15 protein-coding genes and 1 tRNA gene are annotated in these 15546 nt (G+C 71.4%); 6 read left to right on the forward strand and 10 right to left on the reverse strand.

Translation table 11 applies throughout. The annotated features are described in order from the left end of the window. Positions 1-5 precede the first annotated feature (5 nt). Positions 6-557, reverse strand: coding sequence for an FHA domain-containing protein FhaB/FipA (locus DEJ29_RS00105; RefSeq protein ID WP_111094128.1), 552 nt, complete (start codon positions 555-557; stop codon positions 6-8). After that, complete coding sequence (locus DEJ29_RS00110) at positions 554-1234, reverse strand: FHA domain-containing protein (protein ID WP_111094129.1); 681 nt, start codon at positions 1232-1234, stop codon at positions 554-556. Before DEJ29_RS00110 ends, DEJ29_RS00105 begins: the two co-directional genes overlap by 4 nt. A gap of 86 nt (positions 1235-1320) precedes the next feature. On the opposite strand from DEJ29_RS00110, the gene DEJ29_RS00115 reads away from it, so the two are divergent. Continuing rightward, positions 1321-1407, forward strand: a tRNA-Leu gene (locus DEJ29_RS00115). A gap of 85 nt (positions 1408-1492) precedes the next feature. Here the strand turns inward: DEJ29_RS00115 and DEJ29_RS00120 are convergent. Further along, on the reverse strand, positions 1493-1972 hold the full coding sequence (locus DEJ29_RS00120; protein WP_071404146.1) for a hypothetical protein: 480 nt from the start codon (positions 1970-1972) through the stop codon (positions 1493-1495). Positions 1973-2062: 90 nt separating this feature from the next. Between DEJ29_RS00120 and DEJ29_RS00125 the strand changes: the two genes are divergently transcribed. Then, positions 2063-2749: an NUDIX domain-containing protein gene (locus DEJ29_RS00125; protein WP_111094189.1), complete on the forward strand. Its 687-nt coding sequence runs from the start codon at positions 2063-2065 to the stop codon at positions 2747-2749. Here the strand turns inward: DEJ29_RS00125 and DEJ29_RS00130 are convergent. Both DEJ29_RS00130 and DEJ29_RS00135 read right to left on the reverse strand, forming a co-directional pair. Next, positions 2732-3349, reverse strand: a complete 618-nt coding sequence (locus DEJ29_RS00130; protein WP_111094130.1) for a TetR/AcrR family transcriptional regulator — start codon at positions 3347-3349, stop codon at positions 2732-2734. The genes DEJ29_RS00125 and DEJ29_RS00130 overlap by 18 nt on opposite strands. 20 nt (positions 3350-3369) lie before the next feature. After that, on the reverse strand, positions 3370-4905 hold the full coding sequence (locus DEJ29_RS00135; protein ID WP_111094131.1) for a PucR family transcriptional regulator: 1536 nt from the start codon (positions 4903-4905) through the stop codon (positions 3370-3372). A gap of 92 nt (positions 4906-4997) precedes the next feature. Here DEJ29_RS00135 and gabT point away from each other — a divergent pair, with 92 nt between their 5' ends. The 4 genes from gabT to DEJ29_RS00155 all read left to right on the forward strand — a co-directional run bounded on the left by gabT (position 4998) and on the right by DEJ29_RS00155 (position 9517). Then, on the forward strand, positions 4998-6359 hold the full coding sequence (gene gabT, locus DEJ29_RS00140; RefSeq protein ID WP_111028827.1) for a 4-aminobutyrate--2-oxoglutarate transaminase: 1362 nt from the start codon (positions 4998-5000) through the stop codon (positions 6357-6359). Between the two features lie 68 nt (positions 6360-6427). Further along, complete coding sequence (locus DEJ29_RS00145) at positions 6428-7915, forward strand: NAD-dependent succinate-semialdehyde dehydrogenase (protein ID WP_111094190.1); 1488 nt, start codon at positions 6428-6430, stop codon at positions 7913-7915. After that, complete coding sequence (locus DEJ29_RS00150) at positions 7912-9282, forward strand: flavin monoamine oxidase family protein (RefSeq protein ID WP_111094132.1); 1371 nt, start codon at positions 7912-7914, stop codon at positions 9280-9282. The genes DEJ29_RS00145 and DEJ29_RS00150 overlap by 4 nt, the downstream gene beginning before the upstream one ends. A 76-nt stretch (positions 9283-9358) precedes the next feature. Continuing rightward, positions 9359-9517, forward strand: coding sequence for a hypothetical protein (locus DEJ29_RS00155; protein ID WP_155896911.1), 159 nt, complete (start codon positions 9359-9361; stop codon positions 9515-9517). A gap of 325 nt (positions 9518-9842) precedes the next feature. Here DEJ29_RS00155 and DEJ29_RS00160 read toward each other — a convergent pair whose 3' ends face one another. The 5 genes from DEJ29_RS00160 to DEJ29_RS00180 form a co-directional block, all read right to left on the reverse strand. Next, complete coding sequence (locus DEJ29_RS00160; RefSeq protein ID WP_111094133.1) at positions 9843-11207, reverse strand: NAD-dependent succinate-semialdehyde dehydrogenase; 1365 nt, start codon at positions 11205-11207, stop codon at positions 9843-9845. 22 nt (positions 11208-11229) lie between these two features. Next, a complete protein-coding gene (locus DEJ29_RS00165) occupies positions 11230-12642 on the reverse strand; it encodes an APC family permease (protein ID WP_110863667.1) in 1413 nt (470 codons plus the stop codon). Between the two features lie 133 nt (positions 12643-12775). Beyond that, the gene (locus tag DEJ29_RS00170; RefSeq protein WP_111094134.1) at positions 12776-13786 is read right to left on the reverse strand and encodes an agmatine deiminase family protein; all 1011 of its coding nucleotides are present in this window, start codon (positions 13784-13786) and stop codon (positions 12776-12778) included. Continuing rightward, the gene (locus DEJ29_RS00175) at positions 13783-14817 is read right to left on the reverse strand and encodes a nitrilase-related carbon-nitrogen hydrolase (RefSeq protein WP_111094135.1); all 1035 of its coding nucleotides are present in this window, start codon (positions 14815-14817) and stop codon (positions 13783-13785) included. Before DEJ29_RS00175 ends, DEJ29_RS00170 begins: the two co-directional genes overlap by 4 nt. A gap of 39 nt (positions 14818-14856) precedes the next feature. After that, complete coding sequence (locus DEJ29_RS00180; protein ID WP_111094136.1) at positions 14857-15510, reverse strand: DUF1345 domain-containing protein; 654 nt, start codon at positions 15508-15510, stop codon at positions 14857-14859. Positions 15511-15546: the final 36 nt, after the last annotated feature.

The raw sequence follows: 15546 nt of genomic DNA on the forward strand, positions 1-15546 counted from the left end.
CCGGGTTACCGCCGCAGCTCGAACGTCGTCGTCCCGATCGTGATGGGCGTGCCCTCTGCCACGAGGACGGGAGCGCTCACCTTCTGACCGTTGACGAAGGTGCCGTTCGTGGACTCGAGGTCGGTGAGGAGCCAGCCGTCGGCGCGGAGGTCGAGGCGGGCGTGGTTGGTCGAGGTGTAGTCGTCACGGATCACGACGTTCGACTCGCTCGAACGCCCGATCGTGATGGGGCCGCCACCCAGCGGCATCTCCATGCCCTCGCGCGCTCCCTCGGTGATGACGAGTCGGGCCGCGGCCGGCGAAGCGGGCCGCTGCCCACCACTCGGCTGACCGATCACGTCGGTGAACGCACCGCTCGAGGCGGGCCTGGGGGCCGCGGCAGCGGGGACGGTGGGGGTGCTGGGCCCGGACGGCGCGGACTTGGGATCCGTCGGGATCGTGCGGACGCGTTGGCCGAAGAGATCGCTGCGCAGGGCGAACACGATCACGAAGACGAACAGCCAGAGCACCGCGAGGAACGCGAAGCGCAGGACGAGCAGGGTCAGGCCTGTGGTCATCGAGCACCTCCGTCGTTCTCCGGGATCACCCGGAACACCATACGGGTACGACCGATCTCGATGGTGGAGTCCGGCTCAACGATCGCCTGCTGGAAGTGCTGACCGTTCAGTTTCGAGCCGTTCGTGGAGCCGAGATCGGTGGCCTGGGCGTGCTTGCCGTCCCACAGCACCTCGACGTGCTTCCGGCTCGTCCCGGTGTCCGCGATGGTGATGTCCGCGTCGCTGCCGCGCCCGATCACCGTGCGTCCGCGGTGCAGTCGGTGTCGCTGCGAGCCGATGTCGAGCACCGGGATCCAGGCGACGTCGCGCTGCACGGTGGTGGAGTCGACCTGCAGGATGCCCGTCGAGAGCGTGCCGTCCTGCTGGAGCCGGATGGTGACCGGGCCGGAGAACGAGTAGTTCTGCGCGACGGCGTGTTGGTGCACCATCTGGGTCAGTTCGTCGATGAGCGGGCGACCGACGTCGTTCATGCGCGTGCAGTCCGGCGGTGCCAGGCGCAGGGTGAACTCGTTCGGCACGAGGATGCGCTCGCGGGAGACCACCGCGGCCTTCGTGTCGAGCTCGCGCCGCAGGGCGCTCGAGATCTCGACGGGCTGCACCCCGGAGCGGAAGGTCTTCGCGAACGCGCCGTTGACGGCGCGTTCCAACCCTCGCTCGAAGTTGTCCAGCAGGCCCATGCGTCTCCCGTGTCGTCGGTCGTCAACCACTGCATGGTAGTGGTTGGCGTTGACACCCGTCTGTGCGTGGTAGTGTTTCGGGGCTGGCGCGAGTGGCGGAATTGGTAGACGCGCACGGTTCAGGTCCGTGTGCTGGAAACGGCGTGGGGGTTCAAGTCCCCCCTCGCGCACCAGGCGAAACAGGAAAGGCCCCGGAGGAATCCGGGGCCTTTCCTGTTTCTCGGGCCGGGCCGGGGACGGCCGTCGACGCGTCCGGCCTCAGCCCCGGTCGGCGTCCGTCGTGTGGTCGGCATCCGGCCTGGAGGCACGGCTCGGCCCCGACACGCCGGTTCCGTCGAACCCGTGGTCGGCTCTCCGGGCCTGCTGCGGGGCGAAGAACGGGCGCGCGCTGGGCAGGAACAGCAGGACCGCGGCGACGACCGACAGCGCGATCGTCAGGACCGCGAGTTCGCCGCCGGTGACGCTCAGGAGCGCGCGGAAGGCCGCGACGACAACGAGCACGATGCGCGCGACGCGGGAGCCCGCGGCCATCCGGAACACCGCCCACGTCACCAGGGCCCAGAGCACCAGGGCGACGATCCCGGCGAGGACCGGCGCCTGGCCGACCGCCGCGTCCGTCGCGAAGAACTGGAGCACCGTGGCCGCGACGCAGGCTGCCACCCACACCAACCACAGCACGAAGGACACGGTGACCACCTGCGGTCGGTCCGGTCGTCGGAGGATGAACGTCCTGGTCATGCTGCACCGTCCTCTGCCGCTCCCTGGTGCGGCACGTCGAGCGTACCGAGCGGACGGAGTCCTGCCGAGGTGCCCCGCTACGGTGACCGGGTGACCGACGAACGCACCACCGTCCAGCGTCCCGGAGTGGACGTCCCCGACGACCGTGGTCGGACGGGCCTCGACGCCGTGGGCCGTGCCCTCGACCGCAACCCCGACGTCGTCGTGCGGGACGTCGAGGTGGTGTCGAACGGGTGGCACGTGCTCCGCCGCACGACCCTCGACGTCCGGCGCCGTGACGGTCGGTGGGACCGGCAGCAGCGCGAGACCTACGACCGCGGGAACGGTGCGACGGTCCTGCCGTTCGACGCCGAGCGCGGCACCGTCCTGCTCACGCGGCAGTTCCGGTGGCCGGCGTACGTGAACGGACACCCGGACGGGATGTTGATCGAGGCCGCGGCGGGACTGCTCGACGAGGACGACCCCGAGACCGCGGTCCGGCGTGAAGCCGCCGAGGAGCTCGGCATCCGGCTCGGCGCGCTCGAGCACCTGGGCGACGTGTTCATGAGCCCCGGTTCGGTCACCGAGCGGGTCCACTTCTACCTCGGCGCGTACACGCCGACCGACCGGGTCGAGGCCGGGGGCGGCATCGAGGACGAGGGCGAGGACATCGAGGTGCTCGAGGTGCCGCTCGACGAGGCGCTCGCGATGGTGGCGCACGGTCGGATCGCCGACGGCAAGACGATCATGCTGCTGCAGTGGGTGGCGCTGCGGCGGGTGTCACCCCGACAGGGCTGACCCGTCCAGGCCCACCGCTCGTGCGATCGTCGTGCGGACCAGGGCCTCGCGGGTCGGGCGGTCGAGGTAGTCGACCAGGGCGTACCCGTTGGTGGCGTCGACGAGCGCGAAGAGCAGGCGTCCGACGCCGTCCGGGTCGTCGGTGTGCAGCACCCCCGCGCGCACCCCGTCGACGACGACGGTGGTCGCGAGGAGCTGCCAGTCGTCCATGACGTCCCGTGCCGCGGTCGCCAGTGCCGCGTTCGTGCGGCCGATGCTCCACGCGTCGGCCCACAGGGTGGCGACGTCGTCGCGGGCGGGGTCGGCGATGCAGCCGAGCAGGGTGCTGAGGCCGGAGACGGGGTCGGCCGCAGCGGCGACGATCGCGCGGACCTCGGCGACCTCGGCGTCCGCGACGGTGCGGAACGTCTCGCCGACCAGGTCCTCCATGCTCGGGCGGTAGTGGGCGACGAGCGAGGGCGCGACCCCGATCACGGCGGCGACCCCGCGGAGCGTCACCGCCGCGAGGCCCTCGGCTCGCGCCAGTTCGACGGCGGCTGCCGTGATCTGGGATCCGCGTTCGGCCGGGCTCAGGCGCCGGCGGGCCGGTGTCGACGGCATCGTCCCACCGTATCCGCGCGTCACGCGCCCTCGACCACGAAGGCTGCCCAGAGGTCGGCCCGGGTCGAGAAGACGGAGAGGTCACGGTCGAGGAGCCGACCGGCGTGCTCCACCCGGGCGCGGGCGGTGTGCCGGTGGATGCCGAGGACCCGTGCGGCGCGGTCGTACTCGCAGTTCTCCTGCAGCCAGGTCCGGACGGTGCCCGTGAGCTCGGTGCCGGCCGTGCGGTCGTGGTCGAGCAGCGGGGCGAGGAACGCGCGGGCGACGGCACCGGCGTCCACGTCGACGTGGGCGAGGTGGGCGAGCACCCCCTCTCGGGCGAGGTCGCCGAACTCGGTGGTGCCCGGGCGTCCCTCACGGCGTCGGTCGAGTGCCTGCACGGCCTCGGTGCGGGCGCGCCCGAACGACCGGTACGCCGCGCCGTCGGACAGGCCGGCGCGCAGGTCGAAGCGGTCGACGAGTTCGGCGACGATCCCGGTGTCGTCTGCGTTCACGCAGAGGAACAGGGCGTCGTCGACCGCGAAGAACAGGTGGCCCGGCCGGTCCTGCACCCACAGTTCGAGCAGGTCCACCACGGTGTCGAGGTCGTGGTCGGGGACGTCGACAGCGGCGATCCGGACGGGTTCGGCGGGCAGCGGCCCCCACACCTCACGTGACGTCGCCTGCACCACCTCGGGTTCGCCGACGGACAGCATCGTGAGGAGTCCGGTCCGCAGGAGTCCGCGGGCACGGGCGAGCTCGCGGTTCTGCTGCAGGGCGAGGCCGGCCAGAGCGATGACGGCCGTGACGACCTCGCGTCCGGCCCGGTCGAGTGCTCCGCCGTTCGCGATCGCCAGCACGCCGCTCAGGTGCCCGCCGCTGCCGAGCGTCTGCAGGGTGTACCCGTCGCCGCGGTCCGTGGCGACCGGCAGGCTGGCCCGCTGCCCGGAGCGCAGCAGCCGCAGCGCCTCGGTGCGCAGGAGGTCGAGGTCGGCAGCGGGCAGCCCGTCGGCGGGGTGTCCGCGGTCGAGCCGACCGGAGACGTCGAACAGGCCGACCCACCCGTCGAGCTGGCGGGAGAGCTCGGCGATGGTCGCGCCGAGTCCGTCCGGTCGCATCGCGGCGAGGGAGATGGCGCGCTGCGCGGCGAGGGCCCAGGCGCCGCGCGCGTTGGCGTCCCGCGCGACCGCTTCGGCGTTGGCCTGCGCGACCGCGATGAAGGAGGTCTCGTAGGGGACCTCGAACAGCGGCAGTCCGTGCCGACTGCAGGCGGTGACCAGGGCGTCGGGGGTGCCGGCGCGGACGACCTCGGTGCCGAACCCGAGTGCCACGACACCGCGGTCCACGAGCCGGCGGACGTAGGCCTCGGCGACGTCGTCGCGCACGTCGACCTCGGCACCGAACTGCGTGCCGGTCGTGAGCAGCCCCTGTCCCTCGGCGAGGAACGGCGTCGGGTCCTCGAGGTCCGAGCTGTGCAGCCAGGACAGCGGGGCATCGAGGGAGTGCTCGTCCGCGTCCGTGAGTGGGCGCAGGTGGAGTTCACGCCGGTGCAGCAGGGAGCGCAGCGTTGCGGGCATGCCGTCACCCTATCCACCGGGTCGATCCGCCTGGGGGTCGATGTACGCCGTGGACAGTACGAGTGTGCGGTGGTGGCTCCTACCATCGCGGCATGTCCTCCACCGCAGCGTCCGCGACCCGAGCGACCACCGGCGGCCCGTCGCTGCCCCAGGAACGACGGCTCGTCACCGCCGTCCCGGGTCCGCGATCGCAGGAGCTGCTTGCCCGGAAGGCCGGCGCCGTCGCGGCCGGGGTCGGCGTCGCCGTGCCCATCGCGGTCGTCGCGGCCGGTGGCGGCGTGGTGGTCGACGCCGACGGCAACTCGTTCGTCGACCTCGGGTCCGGGATCGCCGTGACGTCGGTGGGCAACGCCCACCCCGGCGTGGTCGCCGCCGTCACCGAGCAGGTCGCGGCCTTCACGCACACGTGCTTCACCATCGCCGCCTACGACGGGTACGTCGCCGTCGCCGAGGCGCTCAACCGTCTGACCCCCGGCGACCACGAAAAGCGGACGGCGCTGTTCAACTCCGGGGCCGAGGCCGTCGAGAACGCTGTCAAGATCGCCCGGAAGCACACCGGTCGGCAGGCCGTCGTCGTATTCGACCACGCCTACCACGGCCGCACGAACCTGACGATGGCGCTGACCGCGAAGAACCAGCCCTACAAGAACGGCTTCGGGCCGTTCGCACCCGAGGTCTACCGCGTCCCGATGTCGTACCCGTTCCACGACGGGCTGTCGGGGCCCGAAGCGGCGAAGCGTGCGATCAGCCAGATCGAGAAGCAGGTCGGCGCCGAGAACACCGCCGCGGTCCTGATCGAACCGATCCAGGGCGAGGGCGGCTTCGTCGTCCCGGCACCGGGGTTCCTGACCGCGCTGTCCGAGTGGACCACCGCCAACGGCGTCGTGTTCATCGCCGACGAGGTGCAGACCGGGTTCGCCCGCACCGGGGCGATGTTCGCCAGCGAGCACGAGGGGATCGTGCCCGACGTCGTCACGACCGCCAAGGGCATGGCCGGCGGACTCCCGCTCTCCGGCGTGACCGGGCGTGCGGCGATCATGGACTCCGCCCACGTCGGTGGCCTCGGCGGGACGTACGGCGGCAACCCGATCGCCTGCGCCGCAGCACTCGCGGCCATCGACGCCTTCGAGCACGACGGACTCGTCGAGCGCGCCGGGGCGATCGGCACGGTCCTGCTCGACGCCCTGCGCAGCGCCCAGGCAGATGACCCCCGCATCGGCGACGTCCGCGGCCGCGGTGCCATGGTCGCGATGGAGCTCGTCGACCCCGCCACCGGCGATCCCGACCCTGGGCTCACGGGACGGGTGGTGCGGTACGCGTTCGAGCACGGCGTCATCGCCCTCACGGCCGGCACGTACGGCAACGTCGTGCGCTTCCTGCCGCCGCTGTCGATCGACGACGACCTGCTCCGCGACGGCCTGACCGTCGTCCTCGACGGGCTGGCCGCGTCGTGAGCGCGACCATCCCCGCGACAGCCTGGCCCAGCGTCCCCGACGCCACCGGACCAGCCGCCGAACAGGCGGTGCTCGACCGCGTCCCCACGGGCCTCCTGGTCGGCGGCGTCTGGCAGCCGGCGGCCGACGATGCGACCTTCGCCGTCGTCGACCCTGCGACCGGCGAAACACTCCTGCACATCGCCGACGCCTCACACGAGGACGGCCGGAAGGCGCTCGACGCCGCCGTCGCCGCACGGCACTGCTGGGCGACCACGCACCCGCGGCAGCGCGCCGAGGTGCTGCGCCGCGCGTTCGACCTGCTGCAGGAGCGACGCGAGGAGTTCGCGCTCCTGATGACGCTGGAGATGGGCAAGCCCCTGGCCGAGGCCCGCGGCGAGGTCACGTACGGCGGCGAGTTCCTCCGTTGGTTCTCGGAGGAAGCGGTCCGCATCGGTGGTTCGTACGGCACCAACCCCGAGGGGACCGGCCGCGCCACCGTCTCGCACAAGCCCGTCGGGCCCGCGTTCCTGATCACGCCGTGGAACTTCCCGTTGGCGATGGCGACCCGCAAGATCGCTCCGGCGCTCGCCGCCGGCTGCACCGTCGTCGTGAAGCCTGCCGAACTGACGCCGCTGACCACCCTGCTGTTCGCCGACCTGCTCGTCGAGGCCGGCGTGCCCGCCGGGGTGGTCAACGTCGTCCCGACCACGCACGCCGCCGACGTCTCCGCGCCCGTGATCGCCGACCCCCGCCTGCGGAAGCTGTCGTTCACCGGTTCGACGCCGGTCGGACGGACGCTGCTCGGCCAGGCGGCGCAGAACGTGCTCCGGACGAGCATGGAGCTCGGGGGCAACGCCCCGTTCCTGGTGTTCGCCGACGCCGACCTCGACCTGGCGGTGGAGGGCGCGCTCGCCGCGAAGTTCCGGAACACCGGACAGGCCTGCACCGCGGCGAACCGGTTCCTGGTGCACGAGGACGTCGTCGACGAGTTCACGCGCCGGGTCACGGAGCGCGTCGAGGCCATGCGAGTCGGACGCGGCACCGAGGACGGCGTCGTCATCGGGCCGCTCATCGACGCCCGCGCCGTGGACAAGGCGCACCGCCTGGTCACCGACGCGGTCGAGCGCGGGGCGACGGTCCGGACCGGCGGGCACCCGGTCGACGGGCCCGGCACGTTCTACGCGCCGACCGTCCTGACCGACGTGCAGCCGGGCAGCGCGATCCTCGACGACGAGATCTTCGGGCCGGTGCTCGCGATCCGCACGTTCCGCTCCGAGGACGAGGCCGTGGCCGCCGCGAACGACACCGAGTACGGTCTGGTCGGCTACGCGTTCACCGAGGACCCGGCACGCGGGCAGCGCCTGATGGAGCGGCTCGAGACCGGCATGCTGGGGCTGAACACCGGGGTCGTGTCGAACGCCTCGGCACCGTTCGGCGGCGTGAAGCAGTCCGGCCTCGGTCGCGAGGGCGGCGGCGAGGGCATCGCCGAGTACCTCGAGACCATGTACACGCTCACCCCGGACCCGTTCCGGCACACCGACAGCACCACGACCGCACAAGGAGCAGCTCGATGATCGAGAAGGACGTCGTCGTCATCGGAGCCGGTGTCGCCGGTCTCACCGCCGCGAACCGCCTGCGGGCTGCCGGCCTGCGGGTCGCCGTGCTCGAGGCCCGCGACCGCGTGGGGGGCCGCACCTGGACGAACGACATCGACGGGGTGACCCTGGAGATCGGCGGGCAGTGGGTCTCGCCCGACCAGACCGCACTGCTCGAGACCCTCGACGAGCTCGGCCTGCAGACGTACGACCGGTACCGCGAGGGCTCCAGCGTCTACGTCGACGCCGACGGCACCCGGACCGAGTACACCGGCGACATCTTCCCCCTGCCCGAGGCCACGGCGAACGAGATCGAACGGCTCGTCGCCGTCGTCGACGAGTACGTCGCGAAGGTCGACCCGGCGCGCCCCTGGGAGACCCCGGACGCAGCCGCCCTCGACGAAGTCTCGTTCCGCGCCTGGCTGCACGACCTCAGCCCGGACCGGGTCGCGACCGACAACGTCGAGCTGTTCATCGCCGGCGCCATGCTCACGAAGCCCGCGCACGCGTTCTCGGCGCTGCAGGCCCTGCTGATGGCGGCGTCCGCGGGCAGCTTCACCAACCTGGTCGACGCCGACTTCATCCTCGACAAGCGGGTCGTCGGCGGCATGCAGCAGGTGTCCGAACGGCTCGCCGAGCGCCTCGGCGACGACGTGCACCTGAACGCGCCGGTCCGGACGCTGCGCTGGGGCGACGACGGGGTCGTCGCGCTCGCCGACGGCGGGATCGAGGTGCACGCCCGACAGGCACTCGTCGCGGTCCCGCCGCCCCTGTACTCGCGGATCTCGTACGAGCCGCCGCTGCCCCGACGCCAGCACCAGCTGCACCAGCACCTGTCGATGGGCTTCGTGATCAAGGTGCACGCCGTCTACGACCGTCCCTTCTGGCGTGCGGCGGGCCTGTCCGGCACCGCGTTCAGCCCGTACGAGGTCGTGCACGAGGCGTACGACAACACCTCGCACGGTTCCGAGCAGGGGACCCTGGTCGGGTTCGTCTCCGACCAGCACGCCGACGACCTGTTCGCGCTGCCGACCGAGGAACGGCGAGCCCGGGTGCTCGCCTCGCTGGCGCACTACTACGGTGACGAGGCCCTGTCGCCGGTCGTCTACTACGAGAGCGACTGGGGCACCGAGGAGTGGACGCGCGGCGCCTACGCGGCGAGCTTCGACCTGGGCGGGCTCGTCCGCTACGGCACCGACCAGCGTGCCGCGGTCGGTCCGATCCGCTTCGCCTCGAGCGACCTGGCCGGGCAGGGCTACCAGCACGTCGACGGTGCCGTGCGCATCGGGCGCGAGGTCGCCGAGGAGATCCTGGCGGTCGTTCCGCAGGCCGCTGCGACGCGGTAACCACCTCGGTGGGTCACGGCTGGGTGACCTGTCCAGGTACTGACGTACCCAGGCGCTCGCGCGTACCGTCCGGGCCATGAGTGACGCAGCGAACGGGTCCAGCGACCCCACCAAGGACCAGGAGCAGTACACCGAGGACCTGCCGGACGGGTCGCCCACGGGCGACGCGACGGAGGACCCGCAGCAGGACAGCGACACGGACTCCGGCGGCGAGCCCGCCGACCCGCAGCAGTAGCGGCGACCGCACGGCGGCGCGGTGGTGCGGCGGCGTGAGACGCCGGCGTGTTCGCTCGACGCCTCCACGTCAGCGAGACGCCGCCGGATCCGGCGGCGTCTCGCGCGTTCCGCGGCGTCGAAGCGTGACGACGGCGTCTTCCGGTGGCGACGTGGGAGCGGCGACCGACGAGCAGACGGGAGGCGCGGTGCCAGCTTGCACCGCGCCTCCCGTCCGTCGTGGGTCCGGCTGCAACACACCGGCGTCTTGATCGGACGCCGTCCCGTCGGCGAGACGCCGGCGGATTCGGCGGCGTCTGGCGGAGACGCCGGCGTCTCCGCGCCGGTCAGCCGATGCGGATCAGCTTCTTGTTCACGAACTCGTCGGCCCCCAGGGGGCCGAGCTCGCGGCCGAAGCCGCTGCCCTTGACGCCACCGAACGGCAGCTCCGGGCTGTCCGCGCCGACGATGTTCACGTAGACCATGCCGGCCTCGATCCGGTCGGCGACCCGGAGTGCCTGGTCGGCGTCGGTGGTGAACAGGTACGAACCGAGGCCGTACGGGGTGTCGTTGGCCAGGGCGATCGCCTCGTCCTCGTCGGCGACGCGGTACACGGTGGCGACGGGGCCGAAGAACTCCTCGCGGTAGGCGTCGTTGTCCGGCGTGACGTCGGTCAGGATCGTCGGCAGGAAGGCGTTGCCCTGGCGGTCGCCGCCCGTGACGACAGTCGCACCCTGCTCGACGGCGGACGCGAGCTGTTCCTGCAGCCGATCGGCTGCGGCCGGGGACGACAACGGACCGAGTTCGGCACCGGGCACGCTCGGGTCCGTCGGTTCGACCGCCGACATCGCCGCGGTGAACTTCGCCAGGAAGTCGTCGTACAGGCCGTCGACCACCAGGAACCGCTTCGGGGCGTTGCAGACCTGGCCGTTGCCCTCGAGCCGGGTGGTGACGGCGGACTCGACGACGGCGTCCAGGTCGTCGGTGGACAGCACGATGAAGGGGTCGGAGCCGCCGAGTTCGAGCACCACCTTCGTCAGGTTCCGGCCGGCGATCTCGGCGACCGCGGCACCGGCGCGCGCCGAACCGGTGAGCGAGACACCCTGCACGCGCGGGTCGGCGATGACGTCGGCGACCTGGTCGTTCGTCGCGAACACGTTCGTGTAGGCCCCGGCCGGGAAGCCGGCGTCGTGGAAGATCCGCTCGATGGCCAGGGCGGACTCCGGGCACTGCGGTGCGTGCTTCAGCAGGACGGTGTTGCCGATGACCAGGTTCGGTCCGGCGAACCGGGCGATCTGGTAGGCGGGGAAGTTCCACGGCATGATGCCGAGCACGACGCCGATGGAGGCCTTGCGGATGAACGCGGACCCCTCGGACCCGTCCGCCAGGGTGATCGGCTGGTCCGCCAGGAACTCCGACGCGTGATCCGCGTAGTAGTCGTAGATGTCGGCGCAGAAGTCGACCTCGCCCTCGGCCTGGTCGATCGGCTTCGCCATCTCGCGCACGATCGTGGCGGCGAGCTCGGCGTGCCGCTCCCGGTACAGGTCCGCGACCCGGTGGAGCAGGGCTGCACGGTCGGAGACCGTCGTCGTCCGTGACCACTCGGTGTGCGTGTGGTCGGCGACTGCGACGGCATCGTGCAGCTCGGCGTCCGTGATGGTCGGGTAGGTCTCGAGGGTCGTGCCCGTGGTGGGGTCGGTGACGGCGTACATGGCGTCCTCTCGTGGTGGCCGGTCAGGCCTGGTCGGTCAGCTGCTTGTTCACACCGGTGACGGGCTGGTTCTCGTCGAAGCCCTTCGGTGCGACCCGGAAGCCCTTGGTGATGACGAGCAGGTAGACGAACCCGATCGCCGCCCACACTCCTCCTGCTATCAGGGCGTCGGCATGGAGCTGTGACCAGAGCACCCCGGTCAGGAGCATCGCGACCCCGGGCAGCACGATGTAGCGCCAGCGGTCGCCCGCCGTGTGACGGCGCCCGTTCCGGATCGCGAAGTGCACGATCACAGTGGCGTTGACGAAGGTGAACGCGATGAGTGCGCCGAAGTTGATGTAGGCCGCGATCGTGTCGAGCGAGAAGCTCATCGCCAGCAGGGTGACCGCACCGACGAAGACGACGTTGAACACCGGGGTGTGCGTGCGGGGGTGCACGTAGCCGAAGACCCGCTTCGGCAGCACGTTGTTCCGCCCCATCACCATGAGCATGCGGGCGACGCTGGCGTGCGACGCGAGACCCGAGGCGAGTGCGGCGACGAACCCGGCCGACACCAGGACCGCCTGGAACACCGGACCGCCGACGAGCAGGCCGATCTGGGGGAGCGGGTCGTCGGTGAACTCACCGAACGGTGCGTTGGTGGGGAAGCGCAGCTGGGCGAAGTAGGCGGAGACCAGGAAGATCGCGCCGCCGAGCAGGACGGTCAGCATGATCGCCTTCGGCATGATGCTGATCGACTTCGCCTCTTCCGTGTACATCGTCACGGCGTCGAAGCCGATGAACGAGAAGCACACCACCGTCGCTCCGGTGAGCAGGGCCGACATCGTCACGCCGTCGTGCACGAAGGGTTCGGCGCTGACGATCGTGCCCGCGCCCGCACCGTGGGTGAGCTCGATGACGGTGAAGACCACGAACGCGATCATCGCCAGGACCGCACCGATGAGCAGCACCATGTTGAGGTTCGACGTGCCGCGCATCGACAGGCAGATCACCGTCGTCACGAACACCGTGTACACGACGACGGTCACCCACGGGGGCAGCCCCGGGAACACCTGCTCCAGGTAGAGCCGGATGATCAGGGCGTTCACCATCGGCAGCAGCAGGTAGTCGAGCAGTGACGCCCAGCCGACCATGAAGCCGAGGTTCGGGTGCATCGACTCCCGGACGTACGTGTACGCGGAACCGGCCGCGGGGTAGACGCGCACCATCTTCCCGTAGCTGATCGCGGTGAGCGCCATGATGACGAGGGCGATCAGGTACGCGCTCGGCACCGCGCCGTCGGTCTGCCCGGAGACGATGCCGAAGGTGTCGAACACGACCGTCGGGGTCATGTAGCCGAGGCCGAGTCCGACGATCGCCCAGAGCCCGAGGCTCCGCTTCAGCGACCCGCCGCGCACCGGTGCTGCCGGCGCGGTGACCGCGATCGGTGATGCCATGTGACTTCCCTGCTCTTCGGGGCCGGGCAGCGTCGCCCGGATCAGTTCGGAGCACCATACCGACGGGTCGGCAGTGGGCGGACCGGCCGCGGTGTACAGGTGATGCCTGGTTGCTGTACACCGCGGCAGTGGTTCAGGCCACCGGTTGCTGCTGTGTGATGCAGTGCAGCCCACCACCCCTCGCGAACACCTGTCGCGCGTCGATCGAGCGGACCCGTCGGCCCGGGTACACCTCGGCGAGGATGCCCCTGGCGCGGTCGTCAGCGACCGGGTCGCCGAAGGCGCAGGCGATCACGGCGTCGTTCACCACGACGTGGTTCACGTAGTTCCAGTCCACCGGTCCACCGACGTCCGACAGCGTCGAGGGGGCGGGCAACTCGATGATCGTCGCGTCGGTCGCCTGCTCGAGCGCTCGCCGGATCTGGGGCATCACCAGGTGGTCCGGGTGGCCGGCATCCGGCTGGGCGTGCAGCAGGACCGTGCCCGGATCCGCGAAGGTCGCCACCATGTCGACGTGGCCCCGGGTGCCGAAGCCGTCGTAGTCGCGCGTCAGACCGCGGGGCAGCCAGACCACCCGTGTGGCGCCGATCGTGCGCGCCAGCTCCAGCTCGACGCGCTCCCGGTCGGCGTACGGGTTCCGTCGCGGGTCGAGCTGCACCGTCTCCGTCACCAGGACGGTGCCGGCGCCGTCGACGTGGATCGCCCCGCCCTCGTTGACGAGCAACGACGGGATCCGCGTGGCTCTCGCAGCATCGGCGACCGTGGCGGCGACCTCAGCGTCACGCGTCCAGGTCGACCAGGAGTTCGCGCCCCAGCCGTTGAAGACCCAGTCGACGGCACCGAGTGCACCGGTCACGTCGTCGACGACGAACGTCGGGCCGATGTCGCGCATCCAGAAGTCGTCGAGCGGCGCCTCGAGCACGTCCACGCCGGACGACAGCAGGCGACCGGCATCCGCCCGTGCGACCGGGTCCACGACGACGGTGACCGGCTGGTGCTCGCTGATCGTGTTGGCCGTGGTCGCCCATGACAGACGCGCGGCGTCGGCGCTCGCCGCGTCGTCGCCGAGCGTCAGGCCGGGGCGCGGGAACGCCATCCACGTGCGTTCCTGCGGAGCCGTCTCGGGAGGCATCACCCAGGTCATGCGCGCGCCTCGCGCCCGGCGGTGGCCGGTCCCACGGCCAGGGCCGCGTCGATCGCGTCGCGTGCGCCGTACGCGTGGCGTTCCTCGTCGACGGGGTCGACGAGCCCGGCGTACAGGTCGGGGCGCCGGGTCAGGTAGAAGGGGAACAGCCGGAGCCACTCCGTCCGGGCGTCGAGGTCGAGGTCGGCGACGAGCACCACGCTCGCGTCACGGGGCGCCTCGACGAGCACCCGGCCGAACGGGTCCGAGATGAAGGACGAGCCGTAGAACGTGATGTCGCCCTCGTCACCCCACCGGTTCGGCACGACCATGAACTGCCCGGCGGTGATGCCGTTCGCCACGATCACCCGCTGCCAGATCGGCGCGGTGTCGAAGTCGGGGAAGGTCGGTTCGGAGCCGATCGCCGTCGGGTACACGAGCACCTCGGACCCGGCGAGGCCGTAGGACCGGGCCACCTCGGGGAACCACTCGTCCCAGCAGGTCGGCAGCCCGAGGCGCGCGCCGAGTCCGGCCGGCTCGTACACCGGGAAGGCATCGTCGTCGGTCCCCGGGCGGAAGTACGTGTCCTCGTGGTAGCCGGCGCTGATCGGGATGTGGGTCTTCCGGGTCCGGCCGACCAGGGTGCCGTCGGGAGCGACGAGGACCGCGGTGTTGTAGCCGCGGGGGTCGTCGGGCTGGTCGTCGTCGCCCGGCCGCTCGTACAGCGAGGCGTGCACGAACACCCCGTGCTCGATCGCCTGGGCACGGGCGAAGGCGACGGTCGGGCCGTCCTGCAGCGACTCGGCGAGGTCCTTCGGGGTCCCGCTCGCCGGGGTGTCGCCCGGGTAGCGGCGCAGCGTGAGTTCGGACAGGAACACCGCGGTGGCTCCGTGCGCTGCGGCGGTCGCGATGCCGTCGGCGAGCTGGGCCAGGTGCTCGTCCGGGTCGGGGAGCCACCGCATCTGCACGAGGGCGACGCGGAGCGATCGGCGGGGTGCCCCGGTGTCGGCATGCAGCGGCGACGGGAGCGAGGGTGTGGTGACGACGTCCATGCGCCATTGTTGATCGGGTGATCAACTACCGCAAGGCCTTCAGCTGATGATGTTGACCGCGCGCGAGATGACCAGCGCCAGCAGGATGAACCCACTCAGTGCCTGGTAGGCCATGATCATCTTCGCCCGGACGGTCATCGGCATCGTGTCCGTCGGGCTGAACGCCATCATGTTCGTCATCGCCACGTAGAGGTAGTCGAGGTAGACCGGCCGCCAGTCCGCGGTCTTCGGGTCGGTCTCCTGCGGGAACTGGAAGTCCGCTTCGGCAGTCGCCCACAGTTCGGGGCGCCGCCGTGCCACCGGACCCCCGCGGTCGAGTTCCCAGTAGACGAGCCCGAACACGATGATCGTGCTCACCCAGACCTGCAGCGCGGTGAGCAGCACGGCCGCACCGTCCGCGTGCCCGCCGAGCAGCTCGGTGATGGTCCGGATGACGGTGAGCTGACTGGCGACGGTGAGCAGGGCCGCCAGTGCGAACGACAGCCACCGGGACCAGGTGGTCTCGCGCGTCAGACGCCGCGGGTTGAAGACGATGAGCGGGGCGAGCAGCAGGACGCCCAGGACGGGCACCACCCACGACGGGAAGAACAGCACCTCGTCGGGCAGGAACAGGCTCAGCGCCAGGTTCACCAGGACCGCGACGGCGACCGGTGCCCGGTGTTCGTGTCGCGGTCGGGTCCTCGTCGGGGTCACGGAGCGAGTGTCGCACGGGCCGACACCAGCGGGGGT

Source organism: Curtobacterium sp. MCPF17_021 (assembly GCF_003234605.2).
GTDB classification, from domain to species: Bacteria; Actinomycetota; Actinomycetes; order Actinomycetales; family Microbacteriaceae; genus Curtobacterium; species Curtobacterium flaccumfaciens.